This is a genomic window from Nitriliruptor alkaliphilus DSM 45188 (genome assembly GCF_000969705.1).
Lineage (GTDB): Bacteria > Actinomycetota > Nitriliruptoria > Nitriliruptorales > Nitriliruptoraceae > Nitriliruptor > Nitriliruptor alkaliphilus.
Genome location: NZ_KQ033901.1, coordinates 4,676,302 through 4,701,421, shown reverse-complemented (window position 1 = coordinate 4,701,421; position 25,120 = coordinate 4,676,302). Strand labels below are relative to the sequence as shown.

28 protein-coding genes are annotated in these 25,120 nt (G+C 73.1%); 23 read left to right on the top strand and 5 right to left on the bottom strand.

Annotated features, from left to right (window positions below; genetic code table 11):
• Positions 1–148: 148 nt before the first annotated feature.
• The 7 genes from nirB to hemW all read left to right on the top strand — a co-directional run bounded on the left by nirB (position 149) and on the right by hemW (position 8,068).
• Positions 149–2,755: a nitrite reductase large subunit NirB gene (gene nirB / locus NITAL_RS21725; protein WP_083441878.1), complete on the top strand. Its 2,607-nt coding sequence runs from the start codon at positions 149–151 to the stop codon at positions 2,753–2,755.
• Positions 2,752–3,120: a nitrite reductase small subunit NirD gene (gene nirD / locus NITAL_RS21720; protein ID WP_083441877.1), complete on the top strand. Its 369-nt coding sequence runs from the start codon at positions 2,752–2,754 to the stop codon at positions 3,118–3,120. Before nirB ends, nirD begins: the two co-directional genes overlap by 4 nt.
• Positions 3,121–3,198: 78 nt before the next feature.
• The gene (locus tag NITAL_RS21715) at positions 3,199–3,813 is read left to right on the top strand and encodes a DUF1269 domain-containing protein (protein ID WP_052668409.1); all 615 of its coding nucleotides are present in this window, start codon (positions 3,199–3,201) and stop codon (positions 3,811–3,813) included.
• Complete coding sequence (locus tag NITAL_RS28675; RefSeq protein WP_211262586.1) at positions 3,804–4,676, top strand: GNAT family N-acetyltransferase; 873 nt, start codon at positions 3,804–3,806, stop codon at positions 4,674–4,676. Before NITAL_RS21715 ends, NITAL_RS28675 begins: the two co-directional genes overlap by 10 nt.
• Before the next feature lie 129 nt (positions 4,677–4,805).
• Positions 4,806–6,227, top strand: coding sequence for an alpha/beta hydrolase (locus tag NITAL_RS21705; protein WP_052668408.1), 1,422 nt, complete (start codon positions 4,806–4,808; stop codon positions 6,225–6,227).
• 92 nt (positions 6,228–6,319) lie between these two features.
• Complete coding sequence (locus NITAL_RS21700) at positions 6,320–6,772, top strand: hypothetical protein (RefSeq protein WP_052668407.1); 453 nt, start codon at positions 6,320–6,322, stop codon at positions 6,770–6,772.
• Between the two features lie 21 nt (positions 6,773–6,793).
• Complete coding sequence (hemW, locus tag NITAL_RS21695) at positions 6,794–8,068, top strand: radical SAM family heme chaperone HemW (RefSeq protein WP_169786927.1); 1,275 nt, start codon at positions 6,794–6,796, stop codon at positions 8,066–8,068.
• A gap of 226 nt (positions 8,069–8,294) precedes the next feature.
• Here hemW and NITAL_RS21690 read toward each other — a convergent pair whose 3' ends face one another.
• Entirely contained in the window at positions 8,295–8,855 is a 561-nt protein-coding gene (locus NITAL_RS21690) for a DUF4916 domain-containing protein (protein ID WP_052668405.1), read from the bottom strand.
• Positions 8,856–9,104: 249 nt separating this feature from the next.
• On the opposite strand from NITAL_RS21690, the gene NITAL_RS28245 reads away from it, so the two are divergent.
• Together NITAL_RS28245 and NITAL_RS21680 are read left to right on the top strand one after the other, a co-directional pair.
• The gene (locus tag NITAL_RS28245; protein WP_169786926.1) at positions 9,105–9,650 is read left to right on the top strand and encodes a hypothetical protein; all 546 of its coding nucleotides are present in this window, start codon (positions 9,105–9,107) and stop codon (positions 9,648–9,650) included.
• A 5-nt stretch (positions 9,651–9,655) separates the two neighbouring features.
• Positions 9,656–10,372, top strand: coding sequence for a S1C family serine protease (locus NITAL_RS21680; RefSeq protein ID WP_245617756.1), 717 nt, complete (start codon positions 9,656–9,658; stop codon positions 10,370–10,372).
• Between the two features lie 85 nt (positions 10,373–10,457).
• Here the strand turns inward: NITAL_RS21680 and NITAL_RS21675 are convergent, their stop codons facing one another.
• Positions 10,458–10,643 (bottom strand): hypothetical protein, encoded by a 186-nt coding sequence (locus tag NITAL_RS21675; RefSeq protein WP_052668402.1) that lies wholly within the window; start codon positions 10,641–10,643, stop codon positions 10,458–10,460.
• Between the two features lie 191 nt (positions 10,644–10,834).
• Positions 10,835–11,701, bottom strand: coding sequence for a J domain-containing protein (locus NITAL_RS28670; RefSeq protein WP_211262585.1), 867 nt, complete (start codon positions 11,699–11,701; stop codon positions 10,835–10,837).
• Here NITAL_RS28670 and NITAL_RS21665 point away from each other — a divergent pair.
• Positions 11,688–12,584, top strand: a complete 897-nt coding sequence (locus NITAL_RS21665) for an SCO6745 family protein (RefSeq protein ID WP_211262584.1) — start codon at positions 11,688–11,690, stop codon at positions 12,582–12,584. The genes NITAL_RS28670 and NITAL_RS21665 overlap by 14 nt on opposite strands.
• Before the next feature lie 4 nt (positions 12,585–12,588).
• On the opposite strand, the gene NITAL_RS21660 is transcribed toward NITAL_RS21665, so the two are convergent.
• Together NITAL_RS21660 and NITAL_RS28240 are read right to left on the bottom strand one after the other, a co-directional pair.
• The gene (locus tag NITAL_RS21660; RefSeq protein WP_052668399.1) at positions 12,589–13,257 is read right to left on the bottom strand and encodes a DLW-39 family protein; all 669 of its coding nucleotides are present in this window, start codon (positions 13,255–13,257) and stop codon (positions 12,589–12,591) included.
• Positions 13,254–13,670 (bottom strand): phage holin family protein, encoded by a 417-nt coding sequence (locus tag NITAL_RS28240; protein WP_052668398.1) that lies wholly within the window; start codon positions 13,668–13,670, stop codon positions 13,254–13,256. The genes NITAL_RS21660 and NITAL_RS28240 overlap by 4 nt, the downstream gene beginning before the upstream one ends.
• 137 nt (positions 13,671–13,807) lie before the next feature.
• Between NITAL_RS28240 and hrcA the strand changes: the two genes are divergently transcribed.
• The 13 genes from hrcA (at position 13,808) to NITAL_RS21590 (ending at position 25,045) form a co-directional block, all read left to right on the top strand.
• Positions 13,808–14,953, top strand: coding sequence for a heat-inducible transcriptional repressor HrcA (hrcA, locus tag NITAL_RS21650; protein WP_052668397.1), 1,146 nt, complete (start codon positions 13,808–13,810; stop codon positions 14,951–14,953).
• 71 nt (positions 14,954–15,024) lie between these two features.
• Positions 15,025–16,152: a molecular chaperone DnaJ gene (dnaJ, locus tag NITAL_RS21645; protein ID WP_052668396.1), complete on the top strand. Its 1,128-nt coding sequence runs from the start codon at positions 15,025–15,027 to the stop codon at positions 16,150–16,152.
• A 7-nt stretch (positions 16,153–16,159) separates the two neighbouring features.
• Entirely contained in the window at positions 16,160–16,897 is a 738-nt protein-coding gene (locus NITAL_RS21640; protein WP_052668395.1) for an RsmE family RNA methyltransferase, read from the top strand.
• A 116-nt stretch (positions 16,898–17,013) separates the two neighbouring features.
• A complete protein-coding gene (locus NITAL_RS21635; protein ID WP_211262583.1) occupies positions 17,014–17,526 on the top strand; it encodes a transcriptional regulator in 513 nt (170 codons plus the stop codon).
• Positions 17,527–17,629: 103 nt separating this feature from the next.
• Positions 17,630–19,747 (top strand): PhoH family protein, encoded by a 2,118-nt coding sequence (locus tag NITAL_RS21630; protein ID WP_052668394.1) that lies wholly within the window; start codon positions 17,630–17,632, stop codon positions 19,745–19,747.
• Between the two features lie 2 nt (positions 19,748–19,749).
• Positions 19,750–20,190, top strand: a complete 441-nt coding sequence (gene ybeY, locus NITAL_RS21625) for an rRNA maturation RNase YbeY (protein WP_052668393.1) — start codon at positions 19,750–19,752, stop codon at positions 20,188–20,190.
• Positions 20,187–21,476: a hemolysin family protein gene (locus NITAL_RS21620; RefSeq protein WP_052668392.1), complete on the top strand. Its 1,290-nt coding sequence runs from the start codon at positions 20,187–20,189 to the stop codon at positions 21,474–21,476. Before ybeY ends, NITAL_RS21620 begins: the two co-directional genes overlap by 4 nt.
• 194 nt (positions 21,477–21,670) lie before the next feature.
• Positions 21,671–21,856: a hypothetical protein gene (locus NITAL_RS28665; protein ID WP_211262582.1), complete on the top strand. Its 186-nt coding sequence runs from the start codon at positions 21,671–21,673 to the stop codon at positions 21,854–21,856.
• A 491-nt stretch (positions 21,857–22,347) separates the two neighbouring features.
• Positions 22,348–22,791, top strand: coding sequence for a cytidine deaminase (gene cdd, locus NITAL_RS21610; RefSeq protein WP_211262581.1), 444 nt, complete (start codon positions 22,348–22,350; stop codon positions 22,789–22,791).
• Positions 22,792–22,804: 13 nt separating this feature from the next.
• Positions 22,805–23,767, top strand: a complete 963-nt coding sequence (gene era, locus NITAL_RS21605; RefSeq protein ID WP_211262580.1) for a GTPase Era — start codon at positions 22,805–22,807, stop codon at positions 23,765–23,767.
• 11 nt (positions 23,768–23,778) lie between these two features.
• Complete coding sequence (locus NITAL_RS21600; protein WP_052668390.1) at positions 23,779–24,429, top strand: DUF1684 domain-containing protein; 651 nt, start codon at positions 23,779–23,781, stop codon at positions 24,427–24,429.
• Positions 24,426–24,707 carry a hypothetical protein gene (locus NITAL_RS21595; RefSeq protein ID WP_052668389.1) on the top strand — a complete coding sequence of 94 codons (282 nt, stop codon included), beginning with the start codon at positions 24,426–24,428 and terminating at the stop codon, positions 24,705–24,707. The genes NITAL_RS21600 and NITAL_RS21595 overlap by 4 nt, the downstream gene beginning before the upstream one ends.
• A gap of 53 nt (positions 24,708–24,760) precedes the next feature.
• Positions 24,761–25,045 carry a DUF427 domain-containing protein gene (locus NITAL_RS21590; RefSeq protein WP_052668388.1) on the top strand — a complete coding sequence of 95 codons (285 nt, stop codon included), beginning with the start codon at positions 24,761–24,763 and terminating at the stop codon, positions 25,043–25,045.
• Positions 25,046–25,120: the final 75 nt, after the last annotated feature.

Sequence of the window (25,120 nt, the reverse complement as noted above, 5' to 3'; positions counted from 1 at the left end):
CCGCCCGACCCCTGGCCAGTGGTACAGGCGGCCGCCCGGGGACGGCGGCGGGCGGACCCCCCTCAGAGGGTGACGGGCGACGTTCCCGACACGGGCACGTGCGGGCGGGGTAACACCGACGAAACGCGGGCCACGCACGGTGCCCGCCATGGAGACGACCCCCGCACAGACCTCGTCCGCGACGAGCACCGATCGGCACGCCACCGTTGCCGACGGCCGCCGCACGGTGGTGGTCGTCGGCAACGGGATGGTCGGACACGAGCTGGTGCGCCAGCTGGTCCGGGTCGAGGCCCCACTGCGGATCGTGGTGTTCGGTGAGGAACCGCGCCCGGCCTACGACCGCGTGCGCCTCAGCGCGTACGTCCCGAGCCGCGATCTCGATGCGCTCGCCCTCCCCGAACCGGAGATCTACGACCACCCGGACGTCGAGCTGCGGGTCGACACGCGGGTGACCGCGATCGACCGGGACGCGCGGCAGGTCACCACGGGTGCCGGCGAGGTCGTGCCCTACGACGAGCTGGTGCTCGCCACGGGCTCGTCGCCGTTCGTCCCGCCGATCGCCGGCGCCGACGGCCCGGGTGCCGCCGTCTACCGGACCGTCGAGGACCTCGGCGCGATCATCGATGGTGCCGTCGGGGCGGAGCGGGGTGTGGTCATCGGCGGCGGGCTGCTCGGCCTCGAGGCAGCCGGCGCGCTGCGTTCCCTCGGCGTGCAGACGACGGTCATCGAGTTCGCACCCCGGCTGATGCCGGCCCAGCTCGACGACGCCGCCTCCGCGGCCCTGCGCTCGCGCATCGAAGCGCTCGGCATCGAGGTGCGCACCGAGACGGCGACCTCCGAGGTCCTCCGCGCCACCGACGGGCACGTCACGGGCCTGCGGTTCGCCGACGACACGACCCTGGACTGCCAACTGCTGGTGTTCTCGGCGGGCATCCGGCCCCGCGACGAGCTCGCTCGCGCGGCCGGCCTCGACGTGGGGGAGCGTGGCGGCGTCCTGACCGACACCACCTGCCGCACCGTCGACCCGAACGTGTGGGCGGTGGGGGAGTGTGCCGCCGTCGCCGGCCAGGTCTACGGGCTGGTCGGGCCGGGGTACGCGACCGCCAGGGTCGTCGCCGACCGCATCGCCGGCGGCGACAGCACGTTCCCCGGCGCCGACATGTCCACCAAGCTCAAGCTCCTCGGCGTCGACGTCGCGAGTTTCGGTGACGCGCTCGGCACCACCCCGGGTGCCCGGAGCGTGACCATCGACGACCCGGTCGATGCCATCCACAAGAAGCTGGTGGTCGACGGCGACAACCGGCTCCTCGGTGGGATCCTGGTGGGCGACGCGGACGCGTACCCGATCCTCCACCAGCTCCACCTGGGAGGCGAGCCTCTGAGCGCCGCGCCCGCGTCGCTGATCGTGCCCGCCCCGGGCGAGGGGCAGCAGGCGCTCGGCCCGGCAGCGCTGCCCGACAGCTGCACGGTCTGCACCTGCAACAACGTCACGAAGGGCGAGCTGCGCGAGGCGGTCGGCGGCGGCGCGATCACGACCCTCGCGGAGCTGAAGGCCGCCACCACCGCGGGGACCGGCTGCGGGAGCTGCACCACGCTGTGCAAGAGCCTGCTCGACCACGAGCTCGAGTCGGCCGGCATCGAGGTCGACCGCAGCCTGTGCCCGCACTTCGCCTACACCCGCCAGGACCTGTTCGACATCGTCCGGGCCCGCGAGGTCCGGACCTTCACCGAGCTGCTCGAGGGGTGGGGAACCGGGCGCGGCTGCGAGGTCTGCAAGCCGGCAGTCGCCTCGATGCTCGCCACGCACTGGGACGAACACGTCCTCGATGCGGCCACCCTCGGCCTCCAGGACACCAACGACCGGTACCTGGCCAACCTCCAGCGGGACGGCACCTACTCGGTCGTGCCGCGGGTGCCCGGTGGCGAGATCACCCCGCAGCAGCTGATCGCCATCGGCGAGGTCGCACGGGACTACGACCTGTACACGAAGATCACCGGAGGCCAGCGGGTCGACCTGTTCGGGGCCCGGCTCGACCAGCTGCCGGCGATCTGGGAACGGCTCATCGCGGCCGGGATGGAATCCGGCCACGCCTACGGCAAGGCGCTGCGGACGGTGAAGTCGTGCGTCGGTACGTCGTGGTGCCGGTACGGGGTGCAGGACTCGACCGCGCTCGCGGTGCAGCTCGAGCTGCGGTACCGGGGCCTGCGGACCCCGCACAAGATCAAGTCCGCGGTCTCGGGGTGCTCGCGCGAGTGCGCCGAGGCGCAGAGCAAGGACGTCGGCGTCATCGCCACCGAGCGCGGCTGGAACCTCTACGTCTGCGGCAACGGCGGGATGCGACCACGCCACGCCGACCTGCTCGCCGAGGACCTCGACACCGACACGCTCGTGGCCGTGATCGACCGGTTCCTGATGTTCTACGCCCGGACCGCCGACAAGCTGCAACGGACCTCGACCTGGCTCGAGAGCCGCGAGGGCGGCATCGAGGAGCTGCGGGCCATCGTGGTCGACGACTCGCTCGGGCTCGCCGCAGAGCTGGAAGCCGCGATGGCCGACCACGTGGCGGGGTACGAGGACGAGTGGGCGGCGACGCTGGCCGATCCGGACAAGCTCGCCCGCTTCTCCCACTTCGTCAACGAGGACGTCCCCGACCCCGACCTCGCCTACGTGCGTGAGCGCGGCCAGCGGCGGCCCGTCTTCGATCACGAGCGGCCGCTGCTCCCCGTCCTGCCGATCGCGGAGGTGAGCGCGTGAGCGTGAGCGCGACGACCGTCGACCTGCGGACGGACGGCTGGACCGCGGTCTGCGCGCTGGACCGCATCGTCCCAGACACGGGGGTCACCGCCCTCGTCGACGGCGTCCAGGTCGCCGTCTTCGTACTGGCCGACGGGTCGGTCCACGCCATCGATGCGCACGACCCTTGCTCGGGGGCCAACGTGCTCGGCCGCGGCATCGTCGGCGACGTCGGCGGTGTCGACGTGGTCGCCTCGCCGGTGCACAAGCAGCGTTTCGAACTGGCGACGGGACGTTGCCTGGACGCGGACGTCGCCGTCGCCGTGCACGAGGTCCGTGTCGTCGACGGGCTGGTCGAGCTCAGGATCGCGACAGGAGGCGGCTGACGGTCGCCCCCCCGCGCCGAGCTGTCGTACGGTGTGGGGGCCGGATCGTCCGCCGGACGGCCCGTCGGAGGTCGACCTGTGAGCGAGCCACCACCCCCGCCGCCCCCACCACCCTCGCCGTTCGAGGAGGGTGAGGCTTGGACGGCCGAGGAACGTGCTGCGCAGAACTCGGTCGCCGAACGGGCCCGCGCCGGGAGCAAGGCCGACCTGTGGGCCTTCGTGCTCGACGGTCCGTTGCGTGCTCAGGAGGCGCTCCTCGCCGCGATGCGGATGGTCGGCCGTGGCCAGCTGAAGCTCGAGGACGCCGCCATCGTCACGCGGGTCGGTGGGCGCGTACGCATCCAACAGACCCGCGACGTCACGCCGTCGCAGGGCGCGGTCGGTGGCGCGTGGCTCGGCACGCTCGCGGGCCTGTTCGTCGCCCAGCCGATCCTCGGGGCGGCGCTCGGTGCCGCCGCCGGCGGCCTGTTCGCCAAGCTCCGCGATCACGGCATCGACGACGGCGAGATGAAGCGGCTCGGCGAGGAGCTCGCCGACGGCGAGGCCGCCCTGTTCCTGCTCGTGGAGGACTGTCACCAGATGCGCGCGCTGCACGAGGTGTCCCGCTTCCCGGGACGCCTCCTGACCACCTCCGTCGACCCCGCGCTGGCCGCCGAGGTCGAGAGCCGCTTCGCGAGCGACCCGTGGGGCTGACCCCGCCGTTCGGGACGGACGACGACCTGGAACCGCCCGTCGGCGCCCCGACGGTCCGCGCGGCGCGGGTCGACGACGGGCCCCGCCTCGCCCGCCTGCTCGGCGGCGCCGACGACCCTGCGACCATCGACCGTGCGCTCAGTCTCGTCCCCGATGCCGACGAGGTCGGCCGGGTCCTGCTGGTGGCCGAGTTCGGTGGTGAGGTGGTGGGCTTCGCGACCTTGGTGTGGATCCACCAGCTGCAGCTCGCCGGACCGGAAGCCCACGTCGCGGAGCTGGTCGTCGCACCGGGCCCAACCGCTGCGGTCGCAGCCGGCACCGTCGAACGTGCGCTGCGCAACGCCGTCGTCGACCAGGCCGAGCTCGTCGGGGCGGCACGCATCGGCGGGCCGGGGTGGCTGGTCCCCGGCACGCGTCCCGTGGTGCGTGAGCTGCCGGTCGGCGAGACCGTGCTGGCGCTGCCGGCGCTCCGCGAGCTGCGTCCCCACCTGCCGGAGGACGACGACGCCGTGGTCGCCCGGATCGACCAGGTCCAGCGGGGGCAGGGCTACCGCCTGCTCGCCGTGCTCCCCGAGGGGGGCGGTCCGGCGCTGGCCGTGGCCGGGTTCCGGCAGGTCTCCAACCTCGCCTGGGGCGACATCCTGTACGTCGACGATCTGGTGACCCGGGATGCGGCGCGAGGTCGCGGTCTGGCGGCAGCCCTGCTCGTCGCCATCGACGACGAAGCGCACCGGCTCCGGCTGCAGGCCGTGCACCTCGACTCCGGTCACGGGGTCGACCGCGCCGCCGCCCACCGGAGCTACCTGCGGCACGGGTACCGCATCAGCTCCCACCATCTCTCGCGCGAGTTGCCCGAGCGCTGACCTGACTGGGCCCTGGGACCCAGTCCGGGGACCAGAGATGGGCTCGCGGGCTCTGCCCCCGGTTGCCCTGCGGACGCAAGCTCGCCCTCGACGTCCCACCAGCTGGGGCGACTCGGAGGTGAGGGCGCGGTGGGCGGCGACGGCGACGGGGGGCACGCGCGGCCCTCGCGTGCGTGTCGCCTGGTCGGCCAGGCCGGCCAGGCCGTCGCCGAGTACGTCGCGATCGTCGTCGTGCTCGCGGCGCTCGTCGGGACCGTCGCCGCGACCGGCGCTGCCAGCTCGCTCGCCGCCAGCGTCAGCGGCACCATCGCCCAGGGGTTCTGCCTCATCGGTGGTGGCGACTGCGCCAGGGGCGACGAAGGGGCTGCGGATCCGCGCAGCACCGGCGCGGCCGGGGACGGTGCCGAGACGACCCGCGTGGCCCTCGGGCCGGCGGCGCAGCGCGAGCAGGAGACCCACCGCCAGCTCGCCGAGGAGGCCGACCGGCTCCGCGAGCTCGCCGACCGGGACCTCGCCGACCTCGCGGTCTGGGACGAGCTCCTCGAGCTCGAGGAACGCCGCGGCAACCCGACCCTGTCCGAGGACGAGCAGCAGCGGATCCACGACCGCATCGAGGAGCTCCGGTCGCAGCTCGACGACGCGCCGGACGGCTCGCTGTTGGCCGAGCTGCGCGACACCGAGCACGTGCGCGGTGACCCGTTCAGCGACCCCGACGACGTGGAACGGCTCCTGGACGCCCTCGATCGGATCGCACGGGCCGAGCACGCCGACGACCTCGCCGACCTCCTCCAAGGGTGGGCCGACTCCGACCGTCGCTTCGTTCACGTCGAGATCGACCTGGACGACGGCACCGTGCGCATCGCCGAGGTCGTCCACGGGGACCTCGACGACAGTGCCCACGTCGCACTCGTGATCCCTGGGACGGGCAACGACGGCGCCAACTTCGACACGGCGACGCGCGAGAACGCGCGAGCGCTGGCCGACACCCTCGAGCACGTCCCCGGCGGTGACGACGTCAGCGTGATCGCCTGCCTCTGCTACGCGCCGCCCCCGAGTCTGACCCACGCCGGCGGGAGCCGGCACGCGGACGCCGGCGGCGCCGACCTGGCACGCATCATCGGAGACCTGCCCGTCGGCGACGCGCAGCTGCACGCCCTCGGGCACTCCTACGGGGCGACCGCGCTCGGGCGGGCCGTCACCAGGAACGACCTCGAGGTCGACAGCACCATCAGCCTCGGTGGGCCTGGGTTCGGCTCCGGCGTCCGGCGCGTCGAGGACCTCCCTGCGAACGCGGGCCAGGTGTGGGGGGTCCGCCACGACCTCGACCCGATCGCGCTGGCGGGCATGCACGGCCGCAACCCGGACCGGGGTAGCTTCGGGGCCCACGGGTTCGACATCGGGGACGATGGCCTGGATCGCCGTTGGTACAAGCCCTACGTCTTCGACGCGCACTCGATCTACTACCAGGACGCCGAGTCCCTGGAGAACCTGGCGCTGATCGTGTCCGGCAACCCCGACGTGGTGACCGGGTACCGGGAGGGACGACGGTGAGACACCGAGGCACGAGGCAGCTCACGGCAGCCCTCCTGTCCGTCGCGCTCGTGCTCACCGCGTGCGGTGCCGACCAGGGAGGAGCGACACCCGTGGAGGGCCCCGACGCCACGCCGTACACCGAGGCGGTCGACGCAACCGAGCTGGCCGAGGCGTTGGCCATCGGCGAGCGGATCGCCGACGACCTCCTCGGGACGCTCGACGTCGACCCGCGCCCCCGCGACGTGCGGCCCTACCGCGTCCAGCTGTGCGACGAGACGCTGGACGACAGCCCGCGGATCGTCAGCGTCGGGCGGGGCATCGCCTTCCCGTCCGACGCGACCGACGAGCTGACGGCACAGGCACGCGACCTGCTCGAGGGAGCCGGCGTCGATGGTGTCCGGGTGCTGCGCGAGGACAGCATCCTCCCGATGGTCACGGGGGTCTTCGCGGGGGACACCTGGCAGGTGGCGGTCAGCTTCAACCGTCCCGACGGCATCGGCGAGATCCGGGTCAACAGCGCCTGCCTGCCCGGGGACGTGCCCGACCCACCCGAGTCCAGCTGACCCCCGGGTACCGTGGACGGTGTGTCCACCGCAGCCGCTCCGCGCCCGGACGCCGACCCGCACCGCTGGCTGGTCGACCCCGTCGAGTCGGGTCCCGCCGCGGGCTTCGGCGTCTACCTCCACGTGCCGTTCTGCAGCCACCGCTGCGGCTACTGCGACTTCGCGACGGCCGCCGTCGGCGACCGCGCTGCCGACGACGTGGCGACGCTGTACGACCGCTACACCTCGGCGCTGACCCTCGATCTCCGGCGTCAGGTCGCGGCCGGTCCGGCCGAGCACGCGCCACCCGACGCGCCGATCGTCGGCGCGTGGCCCGAGGTGACCTCGATCTTCGTCGGCGGCGGCACCCCGACCCTGCTCGGCGGGGCACGGCTCGCCAGCATCCTCGAGGCGACCCGTGCCGAGCTCGACCTCGCGCCGGACGTCGAGGTGACCGTCGAGTGCAACCCCGAGACCGCTTCGGTGGCGCTGTTCGAGGCCCTCGCCGAGGCCGGTGTGACCCGGGTGTCGATGGGTGCCCAGTCCTTCGCCCCCCACGTGCTGGCGACCCTGGAGCGCGCGCACACCGCTGAACGACCGCTGGAGGCGGTGCAGCAGGCCCGCGAGGCCGGCATCGCCGAGGTCTCGCTCGACCTGATCTACGGCACGCCGGGGGAGCGCGACCAGGACTGGGAGACCACGCTCGACGCCGTGATCGCGGCCGGGACCGATCACGTGTCGGCCTACGCGCTGACCATCCACGACAGCACGCCGTTCGGTCGTGCCATCGCTACGGGGACGCTGGCGGCGCCCGACGAGGACCTCCAGCGCGAGCGCTTCGAGGTCGCCCGCCAGCGGCTCGGTGCGGCCGGCTTCGACCACTACGAGGTCTCGAACTGGGCCCGCGTCGTGCAGCGGGGTGGCGGGCCGCCGCAGCCGGCACGCAGCCGCCACAACCTCCTGTACTGGCGGCACGGCGACTACCTCGGGGTCGGTGTCGGCGCCCACGCCCACCGCGGAGGTCGGCGCGCCTGGACGACGCGTTCGACCGAGCGCTACCTGGCGGCGGTCGAGGCGGGCAGGACCCCGGTCGCCGGCAGCGAGGTGCTCGACCCCGAGGAGCGCTCGACCGAGCGGCTGCTGCTGGGACTGCGCGTGCGCGAGGGGCTGCACCCTGCCGACGTCCCGCCGATCGACGCGTGGGCCTACGAGGATGCCCTGGCATCCGGGTTGGTCGAGACCGCGTGTGGCCGGCTGCGGTGTACCGAGACCGGCTGGTTCCTCCTGGACGATGCCGTGAGCCGCCTCCGGGGGTGACCCCTCGGGGCGGACCCCAGCGCGCCTCAGGGCGCCGTGTGACGTCTCGAACGGGCGGGCCGGACGCACCTCAGCCTGTCGTCGACGTCGAGCCCTCGGTCCCTGCGCGTGCGACCGGCGTCCGTCGACGCGCGGCAGAGCAGCGAACTGACCCCATCAACCTCACGTCGAGGTTCAGGGTTCTGCAGCACCCATCACTCCTCGTGACGGCAGCACGGCTTCGGTATCACGTCAGGTCACGAGGCGGGTCGGGCAGTTGCCCGCAGAAGGCGAGGGCCCGCCGCACCAGCCGGGCGTGCCCCTCGGTCAACTCGGAGGCGACCGTGGGGCTGACGACCTCGGCGGGTGACAGCCAGGCGAGGTCGAGCGCGTCCTGCGCGGGCGCGCACTCCCCGTCGCAGGGCACCACGTAGGCGAGGGCGACCGCGTGCTGACGGGGGTCGTGGAACCCCGACCGGCCCGGTTCCGGGAAGTACTCGGCGACGGTGAACGGGGCGGTGCCGGCGGGCAGGTTCGGTGCCGCGTCCGGTCCGAGGTCCTTCGACAGGTGCCGCCACAGGGCGTCACGCAGCGACTCGTTGTAGAGCACCCGCCCGGACACCACGGCCCGCTGGATGCGCCCGTCCGAGCCGGCTCGGAGCAGCAGCCCGACCTTCTCGATCCGCCCGAGGTGATCGACCCGCACGGGGACCGCCTCGACGTAGACCATCGGCACCTGGCCCCGGATGGCGCCCAGCTGGTCCTCGGGGAGCCAGCCCGGGACCTCCAGCGTGTCGTTGGTGCTCACACCCGTGCTCCTCTGCGTGCGGGACGGGGAGTCTGGCACCCGCGGCGGTCTCGTGCCGACCCCGTGCGTCGCGGCGTCCTGTCGGCCGGCTCACCGGCCGCGTGGCACCCTGTCCTCCCGTCCACCCCCTCGGCCCCGGAGGAACCGCGCGTGAGCGGATCCACACCACCGCCCTCGACCCCGCCGCCGGCGCCGGCGGGCGGGTCGAGTTGGCCGCCCGCGGGAGCTCCGGTCGCATCGGAGCGGACCGTGCCGCCCCCGCGCGCGCGACGTTGGCCGCTGGTGGTCGGGGCCGTCCTCGCCATCGCGGGTGCCGCCGTCGGCTTGCAGCAGCGCCAGGTGGCGGCCTCCTGGCAGGAACGCGCGGTCGCCATCGAGGAGGAACGTGACGACGCTCGCGCCCGCGGCGAGGCGTTCCAGCGCCAGCTCGAGGAGGTGGCCGACGCGTTGGCCACCTCCGAGACCGACGTCGGGGCGCTGGAGGAACGCGTCCGCGAACTCGCGGACGAGAAGGCGCAGGCCGAGGACGTGGCGACCACCACGGGCGTGGAACGCGACACGCTAGTCGAGCTGTCCGGTGCGATCGCCGGGGCGGTCACCGCGCTCGACGGGTGCGTCGACCAGCTCTTCGACCTGCTGGGCGACGCGATCGACGCGTTCAACCGGCAGGGGGCGGGCGAGACCGTCGACGTCGGTCCGCTGAACGCCGACCGCACCGCGACCACCGCCCGCTGCAACGACGCACGTCAGGCGGCCGCGAGCGCCGCGGCCACGGCCGACCGGCTGCTGCGTTGAACCTCGTGCGGCAGGGGCTGACCGCGGTCCTGGTCGCCGGTCTCGTCGGGTCGTGCGTGCCGGCGCCGCCGCCGCTCCCCGAGCGGGACGGGGAGGCCGACCTCGACCAGCTCGCCGAGCTCGACCTCCCGGAGGTCGCGGCCACGTCCGTGCTCCGGCGGGCCCAGCAGATCACCGTGCGCATCCGTTCCCTCGGGTGTGACCGGCTGGGGCTCGGATCGGGGTTCGTGCTGCCGGGCGATCTCGTGGTGACCAACCGGCACGTGGTCGAGGAGCCGCGCGAGGTGACGGTCAACACCTGGGACGGCCGGTCGCTCCGCGCAGAGGTCTCGGGCATCGCGGTGGACAGCGACCTCGCCATCCTGCAGCTGGCCGACGTCTCCGACCTGCCGGTCGCCGAGCTGCGCGACGAGCCCGTGGTCCCGGGCGAGAAGGTCATCGCCGTCGGCTATCCGGGTGGTGGCCCGGCCACGATCTCCACCGGCGAGGTGGTCTCCCTGATCGAAGGTGAGCTGCTCGACGAGCCCGCGGACGTCATCCGCGTGGACGCCGAGATCCGTCAGGGCAACTCGGGCGGGCCGTTGCTCGACGAGGAGGGGCACGTGATCGGCGTGGTGTTCGCCCTCGACGTCACATCGGGGGACGGTCTGGTGGTCCCCATCGACACCTTGCTCGAGCGCCTCGACGGTCGGGATCTCGCCACGCCGACCGCGGACTGCTGACGGCGAGCGCACCGATCGGCTCGCCCACGCGAACGGGGCCGACCCCGAAGGGTCGGCCCCGCTGTGCTGCGGTGGAAGGGGAGGCTCAGGCCTCCTCCTCCTCGTCCATCCCGTCGTCGAGGCCGTCGTCCAGGGCGCCGTCGTCGTCCACGGTGCCCGCGTCGTCGACGATGCCGTCGTCGGTGGTGGCGCCGTCGTCGTCGCCGCAGCCGGTCAGGAGGATGGTGCTCGCCGCGAAGGCGAGGGTGGCCACGCGCAGGTGCTTCTTCATGGGTTCTCCGAGGTCTCAGGAATTCAGGGCCCGCGGGAGCGGGCGGAACGGCCGCACGGGACGTGCGCGGCTACGACCACGGTAGTACCAGGGCCGCCTCGCACCCTTCGGAGGGGGTGTCCCGCTGGACGGGGGCCGGACCCTGTCCGAACGGCGGGGGTACCTGCCCAGCTGGACTGGCGCTCGACGGGCTAGGCCGCAGGGGGTGCCTCGTCGAGCGCCAGGGTCCAGCCTTCCAGCGCCCAGGCGGCCCGATCGAGCAGGTCGACGATCAGGTCGGTGGTCCGCAGGGCCGTGACGGAGCGTTCGGTGTCCGGCGTGATCGTGCGACGCAACGTGGTGGACGACGTGCCGCGGCGTCGGATCCAACCGCCGTCGAGACCGACGCTGTCGAGGACCCGCCGGGCTCGTCGGTTGGCGGCCACGACGCGTACGGCCACCACGACCCGGCCCCGGTCGTCGGTGGCGGGGCCGACCACCAGCGTGGCGGTGAGGTCGGGTGACAGCTTGGGTGCAGCCCGGTTGAGACGAGCCCCTGGAGCCCGGGAGATCGCCTTCAGGGGCCGGACGGGGTCAACGTGGCCCGACGCGAGCCAGCGGGCGATGAGTTCGCGTGAGAGCGGCTCCGGGCTGGCCGGTACCGGCAGGTCCCACCGGACCGATGTGAGGTCGACGGCCTCGCGTGCCGGTCCGGTCTGGTCGGAACTCCAGGCCGCGCGTGGCCGCGAGGGGCGTCCCGGTGGCTGTACCGGGACGCCGTCGCCGTCGTCGCCGATGAGCACCTCGTACGCCTGCTGGAGCGCGTGGAAGGTCGCGACCTCACCGCCGACGTCCGGGTGGTGGGTCCGGGCGAGGCGGCGGTAGGCGCGCTTGACCGCCCGCGCGTCCGCGGCCGGCGGCAGTTCGAGGATGCGCAGCGCGTCGTTGCGATCGAGCGGGGCGGGCAGGGACGGCTCCGGGTCCGGCGGCCCGGGCAGGGTACGCCGCGACCGGCGGGTGCCGGCCGGAGACCTAGGCTCCCTGGCCGGGACCGATGGGAGCCACGTGAACCACGCCACGTACGACGATCCGACCACGCTCGACACGACCGCGGAGGAGCGGGCCGTCGCGCGCCGGCTGTGGACGCACCTCGAGGCGGTGCACGTGACCCAGTACTTCGCGCCGGCGGTCCGCGACGCCCACTCCTCCCTCGGTCTGGACCTGCCGATGGGTGGGTACATGGCTGGCCGCCTGGCGTGCATGGGGGCCGTCGGCCCGGAGGTCGCGACGGCGGTCGTCTACGGCTTCGCGCCTCGACTGGTCCAGGGCGCCCTCCCCGCCGTCTGGGAGGCGACGACGCCCGAGCAGGCGCACGAGGTCACGGTGGCCGCGGTCGGCCGGACGATCGGGCCCGCACTCGCGTCGCTGGCCGACGAGGTCACCCGGGCCGCGGAGCTCGCTCGCGAGGTCGCGTTGCTGCACCCGATCGTCGGGCGGCCTCTCGCCGCGGCGCGCACCAGCGTCCCGTGGCCGGACGAGCCACACCTGCGCCTGTTCGAGGCCGCGACCCGGATCCGCGAGTCGCGCGGCGACGGCCACGTCGCCTCCCTCGTGGCCGCCGGGATCGACGGCTGCGAGTCGCACCTCACCCTTCCCGGTGATCCGCAGCGCATCCGGCGCGTTATCCAGCCGCGCCGGGGCTGGACGGATGCCGAGTGGGACGCGGCAGCGGGTCGCCTCCGCGAGCGGGGGCTGCTCCAAGCGGACGCGACCCTGACCGAGCAGGGTGCTGCGGCTCGGGAGGGCGTCGAGCGGCGCACCGACGCGCTGGCCGTACCACCGTGGCGGGCCTTCGGGCCGGAGCGCACCGCGCAGCTGCTGGAGGTCCTACGGCCCATCGCGCGGGCGGTCGCGGACCTCGGCATCGTCCCCGGCGTGGTGATCCGCCGGCTCGAGGACTAGACGGTCAGGCCGGGCCCCACAGGTCGGGTTCGTCCTCGCTGGCCGTCGTGCGCTGCCGCACGACGATCGCCCCGATGGCCGCCGCGATGAGGGTCAACAGCACCAGACCGCCACGCCCGCCCCGCTCGTCGTCGCGTGGGGCCGCGGTCGCCTGGGGTAGGTACCTGGCGATCGCCTCGGCGTGCGCCCGGGCCTCACGTTCGATGCGCTTGCGCTCGCTGCGCTGCTTGAGGCCGAGGAAGGCCGCGGCGCCCACGGCGAGCACGCCCACGGCAGCGCCCCCGTAGGCCCGTGCCTTGTCGGCGAGCTCCTCGCCGGGCGGCAGCTTCGCCTGCAGGGCGTCGAGGTCCCGGTCGATCGCACGGCGCAGGTCGCTCGCCTGCTGTGCCGCCTCGTCCACGGAACCCGCTGGTGTCGGTTCGGACAGGCCCTGGAAGCCCCCGATGGTGCGTTCCACCTCGGCGAGCCCGTCACGGACCTTGGCCTCGGTCTCGCGCACCTTGGCCTTGACCTGCTGCTCGGTGCTGCGCAGCTTCTCGGTCGCTGCGTCCCGCGCGTCCGCGATGCGGTCCTCGGTGGTGTGCTGCGCGTCGCGGATCGCGGTCTCGGCGGTCTCGGCCGCGCGGTCCACGCGGTCCTCGGGTCCGGTCCGTTCGGTGTCGTGGCCGCTCACTGCTGCACCCGCCGTTTCGCCATGTCGATGGTCTCCTGCACGTCCTGTTTGGTCGTCTCCGGCGTGTTCGACGGCGTGGTCAGCTTGCGCTTGGCCAGCAGCAGCAGGATGGCGACCAGGACCGCGACGATGCCGGTGACGATGAGCCACGCGAGCCACTCGGCCACGACGAGCTCGAAGCCTTTGACCGCGGTGACCAGGGCGAAGCCCAGCAGGTAGAGCCCGAGCACACCGGCGACGACGAAGAAGCCGACCGCCATCAGTCGCGCGGTGACGATCTGTTTGATCTCGAGCTTGGCGAGCTCGATCTCCTTCTTGACCAGCAGCTGGGTGTTGTCCACCAGCGAACGGATCACCTCGGGCGCGTCGCGGTCGTCGATCCCCGGTTGGCCCGGTGAGCCGGGTGCTGCCACAGCTGTTCTCCTGGTCGCCTGCGCGCGGGCACCGTAGGCGACCCTCAGCCCCTGTACATGACCCACTGACCGCTCGGAGGGCCACCGTCGGTACGCTCCGGGGGTTCGACGGCCACTGCCGACGAGGGGGTGCCGACGTGTCGAACGGGTCCGTCCGCCCCGACGAGGGGCCGATCGAAGCACGGCAGGTGGCCGTGCCGGTCTCCGCTGCCGACGTGGTCGCCGCGGCGGACGCCGCCGCGGCCGAGGTGATCCCAGAGCCCCCACCGCTCGACGATCGCAAGCTCAAGATCCTGCGCGCCATCGTCACCGAGTACGTCGCGGACGGCGAACCCGTGGGGTCGCGTCGCGTCGTCGAGGTGGCCCGTCTCGACGTCTCGGCGGCGACGGTGCGCAACGACATGGCTGTGCTCGAGGAGCTCGGCTACATCACCCAACCGCACACGTCCGCCGGACGGGTCCCGACCGACCAGGGCTACCGGCGGTTCGTGGACGACCTCGCGGCCAACCCGGCGCTCGACGCGCCCAAGCGCGAGCTGATCGGCGAGCTGCTCGGCTCGGCCCGGGACGTCGAGGACCTGCTGGCGCGGACCTCGTCGGTACTCAGCCAGCTCACCCGGCTGGTGTCGTTGGTGATCGCGCCGGCGGTCGACGCATCTCGCTGCAAGCTGGTGGAGCTCGTCGGCCTGTCGCCGCAGTCCGCGCTGCTGCTCCTGGTGGCCGACACCGGTCGGGTCGAGAAGCGCACCATCGAACTGCCGGCCGGGACCACCGACGGCGACCTCGAACGGGTCCGGACGGTGCTCGGCGAACAGGTCCGCGGTCGGCCGATGGGCGAGGTCCACGCGGCGCTGCGCAGCGTGGTCGAGGTGTCGCCGTCCGATCTGCGCGAGGTCATGCGGGCGGTGGCGGACGCCACCGACGTGGGTCTCGCCGACGACACCGTCCACCACGTGGTTGTCGGGGGTCGCGCCTCCCTCGCGGGGGAGGCCGCGCTCGAACGCGACGACCTGTCACGCATCCTCGAACTGCTCGAGGAACGTGCCACCCTGGCGCGCATCCTCACCGACACCGAGGGCGACGAACCGCTGGTCCGGATCGGTGGCGAGAACACCGTCGAGGACCTGCGTGCGACGTCCCTCGTGGCCCAGCGCTACCGGGTCGTGACGGCCGGGTCGCTCGGCGTGCTCGGTCCGACCCGCATGGACTACGCATCGGTGCTGTCCACCGTCCGCGCCGTCGCGGACGAGCTCCAACGGTCCTTGGCCGACCTCAGCGGCTGAGCCTCAGCGGCACGGCGCTGCGTGTCGCACCCCGTCATCCTCCCCGTTCCCTCCCACTCCAGGTCCTCCCCGTGCCCGATCTGTACGAGCTGCTCGGCGTCGCACGCGACGCCTCGTCCGACGACGTCAAGAAGGCCTACCGGCGTGCCGCCCGCGAGCACCACCCCGACGCGGGTGGCGACGAGGAGACCTTCAAGAAGGTCACGCACGCCTACCAGGTGCTCTCCGACCCCGAGAAGCGCGCCCGCTACGACCGGTTCGGTGACGACGGCACACCCGGGACGCGTGGCGGCGACCCGTTCAGCGGCTTCGGTGGGGCCGGGTTCGGGGGCATCGGCGATGTCATCGACGCGTTCTTCGGCTCGGCCTTCGGCGGCGGTGGTGGGGCCGGGCGCGGGCCACAGCGCGCCCAGCCGGGACGCGACGTCCTGGTGCCGACCGAGCTGACCCTCGAACAGATCGCCAGCGGTGTGCACCGAGAGATCGAGGTCGAGGTCGCCTCCGGGTGCGACGTCTGTGGCGGCAGCGGCAGCGCGTCCGGCGCACCGGCGGCCGCCTGCGGGCAGTGCGGCGGCGCCGGCCAGGTCCAGAAGGTGGTCCGCACCGCGTTCGGTCAGCTGGCGACGGCAGCGCCCTGCGCGGCGTGCCGGGGCAGCGGTCGTACCGTCAGCGACCCGTGCACCGGTTGTGGGGGGGACGGCCGGACCGTGCAGCGGCGGTCGTACACCGTCGACATCCCGGCCGGCGTCGACGAGGGCGACCGGCTGCGGGTCGCCGGCGCCGGGGAGGCCGGCCGCCAGGGTGCGCCCTCCGGCGACCTGTACGTCGAGGTGCGGATCGCCGAGCACGAACTGTTCGAACGCGACGGTCGCGACCTGCTCGCTGAGGTGTCGGTCCCGGTCACCCAGGCGGCGCTCGGTGGCACCGTGACGGTCCCGACCGTCCACGGCGACGACGTCGAGGTCGAGGTCCCGGCCGGGACCCAGCCCGGCGCGGTGCTGCGCGTGCGTCAGGCCGGTCTGCCCGGCCACGGCGGCGGGCGACGCGGCGACCTGCGCCTCCTCGTGCGCGTGCTCGTGCCCACCGACCTCGACGGCGAGCAGCGTGACCTCCTGCAGCAGCTCGCCGAGCTGCGTGGTGAGCACCTCGCCTCGCAGGGACGCGGGCTGTTCACCCGCCTTCGCGAGGCGTTCCGGTGACCGCCCGGTGAGCCTCGTGCCCTACCTGCACCTGGACGCGCCGCTCGCGGGCGCGCAGGTCGGATCCACCGTCGCGATCGACCCCGCGGCACGGCACCACCTGGCGCGTGTGTTGCGCCTGCGCGACGGTGCCGCCCTCGAGGTCAGCGACGGCCGGGGGCACGCCGCTGCCGCGCGGCTCGCCGGCGACCACGTCGAGGTGACCGCGACGGTCACGGCGGTGGCGGCGCCGCAGCCCACCCTGAGCGTGGCGCAGGGGCTGCCGCGGGGACGCAAGCTCGACGAGGTGGTCCGACAGGTGACCGAGCTCGGGGCCGACCGGATCGTGCCCGTCGCGGCCAGCCGGAGCGTCACCCGCCTCGACGGCGCTCGGGCCGACAAGGCCGTGGAGCGGTGGCAGGCGGTGGCCCGGGCAGCCGCCGAGCAGTCCCGCAGCCCCTGGCGTCCCGAGGTCCTGCCGATCGTCACCCCTGCCCAGCTGCCGGGGGCACTGCCCGCTGGGACCCGGCTGCTGATCGCGCACCCCGACGCACCCCGATCGCTGCCCGAGGCCGCCGCGGACCTGGGTGGGCGGCACGTGTCCATCGCCGTCGGCCCCGAGGGTGGGTGGGACGACGACGAGGTCGCCGGCCTTCTCGAGGCGGGCGCCACGCTCGTCGGTCTCGGCCCGACCGTCCTGCGCACCGAGCACGCGGCGGCGGCTGCCGTCGCGGTACTGGCGGCGGTGACGGGTCGCTGGGCCTGACCGAACCTGTCCGCAGCCGTGCGGCGGGGTCGGGACGGCCGGGGTCCCCCGCGACGCCCGTCGCTACGCTCGACGAGGCCACCTGCAGTGGTGGCGCGACCTCGGTGAGGTACGACGTGGACACGAGCGACGGGGCGTCGGGCGCCGGCGCGCAGCGGGACGGCGAGGCCGCTGCCCGTGCGCTCGGGGAGCGCCTGCGCTGGGTGCGCATGCAGCAGCGCCGGTCGCTGCAGGAGGTCGAGTCGCTGTCCGGTGGCGAGCTGAAGGCCTCGGTCCTCGGCGCGTACGAGCGCGGCGAGCGGACCGTGTCGCTCCCGCGGCTGCGCGCCCTCGCCGGGTTCTACGGCGTCCCGGTCACCGAACTGTTGCCGCTCCCCGAACATCGCGGCCCGAGTGCCATCCCGACCGGCGGGCACGAACTGGTGATCGACCTGGCGGCACTCGAGCGCGCCCGCGACGAGGAACCCGCCCTCGCGCGCTACGTCCAGGCCATCCAGTCCCGGCGCGGCGACTGGGGTGGACGGGTGTTGACGGTCCGCGCGGGTGACATCGAGACGCTGGCGGCGGTCAGCGATGCGACCCCCGAGCAGCTCAGGGAACGTCTGGCGGCGATCGGCATCGTCCGCTGAGCCCGCCGCACCTGGCCGGACGGGGGTCCCTGTCGTGCTCCCACGTCCGCGGAGTACGCTGCGCGTTCGTCACCGACCCCCGCTCGGAGCTGCGACCCCACCCGTGACCACACCCTCCACGCCCGCCGCCGACGCGGCGACCGGTATCAAGGTCCTCGTCCCCGGCGAGCACGCGATGGTGTCGCTGCTCGGCACCCAGGACGAGCTGCTGCGGCTGGTGGAGAAGGCCTTCCCGGCGGCCTCCATCCACGTTCGCGGCAACGAGATCGCCGTCGGCGGCGACCCGGCCGACACCGAGCGGATCTCGCGCCTGTTCGAGGAGCTCGTGCTGCTGCTCGATCGCGGTCAGCTCCTCGACAAGGGCATGGTCAAGCAGACCATCCGCATGATCCGCGCCGACGAGGCCGACCGCCCCTCCGAGGTGCTCTCCGAGGCGCTGATCACCCACCGGGGTCGCACGATCCGCCCGAAGACCCTCGGCCAGAAGCGCTACCTCGACGCGCTCAAGGCCAACACCGTCACCTTCGGGATCGGACCCGCCGGCACCGGCAAGACCTACCTGGCCATGGGCGCAGCCGTGCAGGCGCTGCGTGCCAAGCAGGTCAACCGCCTCATCCTCACGCGTCCGGCCGTCGAGGCGGGCGAGCGCCTCGGCTTCCTGCCCGGGACCCTGCACGAGAAGATCGACCCGTACCTGAAGCCCCTGTGGGACGCCCTCCACGACATGATGGAGGCCGAGGAGCTGATCGCCCACGTCGACCGCGGCACCATCGAGGTCGCCCCCCTGGCGTACATGCGTGGCCGGGCGCAACCGGTCTCCGCGAACGTGCTCACGCCGACGGGGTTCCGCCCCATCGGGGACCTCGCCCCCGGTGACGAGGTGATCGGCTCGGACGGCCAGCCCACGGAGGTGCTCGGCACCTTCCCCCAGGGCGAGAAGGACATCTACCGGCTGACCACCCAGGACGGTTCCTCGACCCGGTGCACGGCGGACCACCTCTGGGCGGTCCACACGCGTGATGACCGGCGTCGCGGCAGGCCGGCACGGGTGCTCGAGACGTCCGAGATGATCGGCAACCTGCGCGCCGCCCACTACCACCGCTACGAGCTTCCGTTGCTCAGCGCGCCGGTGGCGTTCGAGACGCGTGAGGTCCCGATGGACCCCTACGCGCTCGGCCTCCTCCTCGGTGACGGCTGCCTGACCGGCTCCACGACGCCGTCCTTCGCGACCGACGACACGGAGCTGGCTGAACGCCTCGACGCCGCACTGCCCGGTGTCAGCGTCCGTCACAAGTCAGGCCCCGACTACGTGCTCAACCGTGAAGGCGGTGGGCGCGGAGGCGTGATCGTCGCGAACCCCGTCACGGCTGTGCTGCGTGACCTCGAACTCTGCGGCACGCGGTCCGCGACGAAGTTCGTCCCCGAGGTGTACCTCTACAACGACGCTGATGTCCGCCTCGGCGTCCTCCAGGGCCTCCTCGACAGCGACGGCGGACCGGTCACCCAGCGAGGCCGGACCTGTCGCATCCAGTACACGACGATCTCGCCGCGGCTACGCGACGACGTCCTGTTCCTCGTGCGGTCGCTCGGTGGAGTCGCCTACTGGCGCACGCGAACTGCCGCAGGCCGTCGGCCCGGGCGCGCGAACGGTCGCGACGTCGCCTACCGCCACGACGCGTTCGTCCTCGACATCCGGCTCCCGGCAGGGATCGAACCGTTCCGGCTGTCACGCAAGTTCGCCACCTACCAGCAGCACGGCGGTGGGCGCCCCGCACGGTTCGTCACGAGCATCGAGCCCGACGGGACGGAGGAGGCGGTCTGCATCCGCGTCGCCGCGGCGGATTCGCTGTACGTCACCGAGGACCTGCTCGTCACCCACAACACCTTGAACGATGCGTTCATCGTGCTCGACGAGGCGCAGAACACCACCGCCGAGCAGATGAAGATGTTCCTGACCCGCATCGGGTTCAACTCGAAGGCGGTCGTGACCGGCGACATCAGCCAGGTCGACCTCCCGTCCGGGAAGCGGTCGGGCCTCCGCGTCGTGCGCGACATCCTCGGTGACATCGAGGGGGTCGCGTTCGCCGAGCTGACCTCCGGTGACGTGGTCCGCCACCACATCGTGCAGCGCATCGTCGAGGCCTACGAGCGTCACGCCGTGGCCGAGGAGGCCGCCGAGGAAGAACGCGCCAGTGGTCGACGCGACGACGACAGGCGCTGACGGTGGCCGTCTACCTCGCCGACGAGCAGGACCTGGATATCGACGCCGAGGACCTGCTCGACCTCGCGCGCCACGTGCTGGCCGAACGGCGCGTCCCCGGCGACATGGAGCTCGCGCTCCTGCTGGTCGACCGGGACACGATCGCGGCGCTCAACGCCGAGCACCTCGGCAAGGACGGCCCGACCGACGTGCTGGCCTTCCCGATCGACGAGCCCGGCGAGTCGCCCCCGGACACGCCGGCGATCCTCGGTGACGTGGTGCTGTGCCCGGCGGTCGCCCACGAACAGGCCGAGGGGCTCGGGCGCACGCCCCACGACGAGCTGCGGCTGCTGACCGTCCACGGGATCCTCCACCTGCTGGGGATGGACCACGCCGAGCCGGACGAGGAGCGGGCGATGTTCACGCTCACCGACGAGCTGCTGGCGAGCCACGGCCGGTCGTGACCCTCGTGACACCCACCACCACGCTGGTCACCCTCCTGCTGCTGCTGGTCGTGACGGGCTACCTCGCGGCCCTGGACACCGTCGTTCAGCGCGTCGACGTGGTCCGCGCGATGCGGCTGCGTGAGGAGGAGGTCCGCGGCGCCGATGCGTTGCTGTGGCTGACCGAGCACCGGGGGACCGCGCTGAACGTGCTGCTCGTCACCGGCGTGCTCGTGCGGGTGGGCCTCGGCGCCGTCACGGTGCTGTTCGGCAGTGCCCAGCTCGGCGGTGATGTCGGGGCGGTCGGCACCTTCGTGCTGGTGGTCCTGGTGGTGATCGTCGCCGCGGAGGTCGCGCCACGCACCCTCGCGTTGCGATCGCTGGAATCCTCGGGCCGCCGGCTGGCGCCCTCGGGTCGGCTCCTGGTCCGTGGGCTGGACCCGATCAGCCGCCTCCTCGTGGGTCTCGGGCGTGCTTTGGTGCCACGTCGCGACGGAGTCCCCGGTCCGTACGCGACCGATCGGGACGACGAGACCGACGAGGGCGGCACCGACGCCGAGACCATCGACGAGGAGCTCGAGCCCGAGGAGCGGGCGATGATCCGCTCCATCCTCGAGCTCGGTGACACCCGGGTCCGCGAGGTCATGGTGCCGCGGCCCGACCTCGTCACGGTCGCCGAGGACGCACTGCTGGCCGACGTGGTCGCGGTCGTCGTGGAGCACGGGGTGTCCCGCATCCCCGTTCACGACCCCGACGACACCGACACGATCATCGGCGTCGTCTACGCCAAGGACCTGCTCAAGCGCGTCGCCGCCGACGGCCGACGGCGCTGGGTGGACCTCGTCCGGCGGCCGACGTTCGTGCCCGAGACCAAGCGTTGCGACGAGCTCCTGCGCGAGCTGCAGGAGGCGACGGTCCACCTCGCCCTGGTGGTCGACGAGTACGGCGACCTGGTGGGCCTCGTGACCATCGAGGACATCCTCGAGGAGATCGTCGGCGAGATCGTCGACGAGCACGACCACGAGGACCCGCTCATCGCCGTCCTCGACGACGGTGGCTGGCGGATCGACGCTCGTCTCGGGGTCGACGACCTCAACCAGTTGCTCTCCACCGACCTGCCAGAGGAAGGGTGGGACACGGTGGGCGGGCTGGTCTTCGGCATCCTCGGGCGCATCCCCGCCGAGGGTGAGTCCGTCGAACTCGAGGGTGTGGAGTTGACCGTCGAACGCGTCCAGGGCCGCCGCGTCGTCGAGGTGCTCGTCCGCCAACGCGGCGCGGGAGCCACCCCGTCGGACGTCGCCGGCTGACGACGGACCAGCGCGCCCAGATGCAGTCTGATGACGGCATCCGCGTCGACGCGTGGCTGACCGCCTCCCACGGTTACGATCCATCGGACGTGGGCCTGCGCCCGTCCAGGTTCGAGGGCGAGCGGGCTCGCCGAGGCGGTGGGGATGTGGGCTCCGACGACGATCGCGTCCGGCGTGATCACCGAGGCAGGCTGGTGCTGCTCCAGGGACCGCCCATCGTGCTCGGGATCTACCTCGGCCTCGCCCTGATCGGCTTCCTCGCCCTCATCGGTTCCACACCGGACCGGGCCACGACGATCGGCGCGATGGTCGGTGGCGCCCTCGCTGGGGTCGGCGTCGAACTCGAAGGCCGGTGGCGGGCGAAGCGCACCGGCACGTGAACCCCCGTCCCGCGCCCGATCGGATGGTCGCCGAGCTCCGTGAGGAGATCCGTCGTTCATCGCTGACGGGCGGCGGGCTGTCGAGCCCTGACCTGCCGGTGCTGCACGAGTGCGAGCAGCTCGCCATCGAGCATCCAGCCGCCGGCTTCGACATCCTGATCGCTCGTCGAGGAGCTCGAGGACCGCATCGCCTACACCTTCTGGGAGGAGCTGCTCTCCCACGGGTTCACCGAGGAGCTGCAGGACTTCCTCGCGGCCGTCCGGTCGCGGGGTGAGCGGCGCGCCGAGCTCGGTCCGCTCGCCGAGTACGTGGCTGGGATGACCGGCATCCATCCGAAGGTTCGCCAGCAGGTCGCCGCCTCCGTCGCCTGAACCACCTCCCGGTACGGCCGGCTCGGTCGCGGCCACCCGCCGGGAGGGGCGTTCGCGGCGTACGCTCTCGTCCGCGCACGTTCGTAGGACCGTCGCGTAGGACCGTCAGGAGCCGCACGGTGAAGCCCGACACGCCGCCCCGCGAGGTGCGGCCCATCGACGAGGCAGCGCTCCTGCGCGCCGCTCGGGCGATCCGTGAGCGCGCGTACGCGCCGTACTCGCACTTCCGGGTCGGTGCGGTCATCGTCCTGGCCGACGGTCAGCGCTTCGAGGGCGTCAACGTCGAGAACGCCTCCTACCGCATGACCACCTGCGCCGAGCAGAGCGCCATCGCCACGATGGCGACCACCGGTGCCCGCAGCCCCATCGTCGCCGTCGCGGTGGTCGGTGACGGCGAGGACCCGTGCACCCCGTGCGGCGCGTGCCGGCAGACCATCTTCGAGTTCGGGCCGGACGCGACCGTCTACAGCTCCGGCGACGGCGGTCGGCCCCTCATCGCCCACATCACCGAGCTGCTGCCCCACGGCTTCGGCCCGAAGCGACTCGCACAGGGACAGCGATGACGGCGGTGGTCCGATGAGCGGACGTGAGCTCGACGTCGAGGCCATGCTCGCTGGCCTGCGTGACTCGGTGCCCGAGGGGCACCGGTCGGGGCTGATCGCGCTGTGCGGCCGCCCCAACGTGGGCAAGTCCACGCTGCTCAACCAGCTCGTCGGCGAGAAGGTCGCCATCGTCACGCCGACCCCCGGCACCACCCGCAACGCCATCCGTGGGGTCCTGACGCGCGAGGATGCCCAGCTGGTCTTCCTCGACACCCCCGGGCTGGCCAAGCCCCGGACGCTGCTCACCAAGCGCCTCAACGACCTGGTCCGCGACACCTGGGCAGGCGTCGACCTGATCGTCCTGCTCGTCGACGTGGCCGACGGGATCGGGACCGGCGATGCCTTCATGGCCCGTGAGCTGTCGACCATCTCCACGCCGATCGTCGCGGTCGCCAACAAGATCGACCGCCTCGCCGACAAGGGGCGGTTGCTGCCCGTGCTCGAGCAGCTGTCGGGGCTGCTCGGCGAGGGCCGCACCTTCGCCGACGTCGTGCCCGTCTCGGCCGCGACCGGCGACAACGTCGACCACCTCGCCGACGTCCTGGTCGCCCACCTGCCCGAGGGGCTGCGGCTGCTCTCCGCCGACCAGGTCAGCGACCAGCCCGAGGTGCAGCTGGCGGCCGAGATCGTCCGCGAGCAGCTCATCGTGCGGACCCGTGACGAGCTGCCGCACTCCATCGCCGTCACGGTGGACGAGATCCGCCCCGCGGAGGGCCGCGACGACCTGCTCGAGATCGACGCGGTCATCCACGTCGAGCGGGACTCGCAGAAGGGCATCGTGATCGGCAAGGGCGGCGCGACGCTGAAGGCGGCGGCGACCGAGGCGCGCAAGGAGCTCGAGGTCCTGCTCGGTTCCCGGGTCTACCTGACCACGCACGTGAAGGTCGCCAAGGAGTGGCAGCGCGACCCGAAGCAGCTCGGCCGGCTGGGCTACTGACGGAGGGCTGCGTGGTGCGCGAGACCTTGGAGCTGCTCGACTGGCGGCGTCGCGTCGCCGACCTGTACGGCGAGGTGCGGCGCCGAGGGACCTCGGAGACGACCTGGCGGTGGTGGCGCGACGCCCGCGACGAGCTGTTCGCCGGCCACCCCGCCTCGCCGCTGCCCATCTCGCTCCGCGCGAGCTTCACCGGCCTGCCCGTCTTCCCCTACGACCCGGACCTCCGGCTCGGGGCGGTCGAGGTGCACGAGGCCGAACCGGTCCGCGCCGAGATCGCTCACAGCGCGGCGGGGACCACCCCGACCCGGCGCGTCGGGACCCTCGCGCTCGAGCTCGGCGGCGTCGCCCACCCCGTCCCGGTCCACTGGCTCGACGCCTACGGCGGCGGGGTCTTCGTGCCGCTCCGTGACGCCACCAACGGCGACGCGACCTACGGCGGTGGCCGCTACCTGCTGGACACGGTCAAGGGGGCTGACCTCGGCGGTTCCGGGGGTTACCTCGAGATCGACCTCAACTTCCTGTACCACCCGAGCTGTGCGCACGACCCGACGTGGTCGTGCCCGCTCGCGTCGTCGGACGAGGCGCTCCCGGTCGCCATCGAGGGCGGCGAGCGGCTCAGCCACGACCTCGTCGAGGAGCAATCGATGGAGGTGGCGACGTGACCCACCCCCACGACGTGGAGGTGCTCGCCACCGCCGACCCCGAGCGCTTCACCGTGCTCCTCGGGGAGGGGCGTGTGGCGACCGCCACCCTCGCCAGCCGCACCCGGCAGGGCCTGCACCTGCACGGTGTCCCGCCGGTCCACGTCGCCCGTGAACTGGTGGCGCTGATCGTCGAGCACGACCGGTGGCCCGAGAGCGACGACGAGGTCGCGCTCGCCGCGGTCGCCGGAACGTTGCCCGGCGGCTTCACCGAAGAGCTACGCGCCCGCCTCGGCTGACCCTGGACCGGGCGGCGTGGACCCTGACCCGAACCCGCCACGAGGAGGACCACGTGCCGAAGGCCACCTGGAACGGCGCCACCGTCGCCGAGTCGGACCGCACCGTGATGGTCGAGGGCAACCACTATTTCCCGCCGGACAGCGTCGACCGCTCGCTCCTGCGGCCATCGGACCGCACCTCCGTCTGCCCGTGGAAGGGGACGGCGTCCTACTTCGACGTCGTCGTGGACGGCAAGGTCAACTCGGCTGCCGCCTGGACCTACCCCGACCCGAAGCCGAAGGCGACCCAGATCCAGGATCACATCGCGTTCTGGGGAGGTATCGAGGTCACGGACTGACCAGCGACGCGACCGTTCCCGCGGAGCGCCTTTTCGCCCCGACCGCGACGGACGCGGCGCCCCCCTACGCTCATC

What these genes read in the sequence shown, in the direction of transcription:
- nirB (WP_083441878.1), top strand. Translation starts at nt 149, where the DNA reads ATGGAGACGACCCCCGCACAGACCTCGTCCGCGACGAGCACCGATCGG.
- NITAL_RS21675 (WP_052668402.1), bottom strand. Translation starts at nt 10,643, where the DNA reads ATGAAGAAGCACCTGCGCGTGGCCACCCTCGCCTTCGCGGCGAGCACC.
- era (WP_211262580.1), top strand. Translation starts at nt 22,805, where the DNA reads ATGAGCGGACGTGAGCTCGACGTCGAGGCCATGCTCGCTGGCCTGCGT.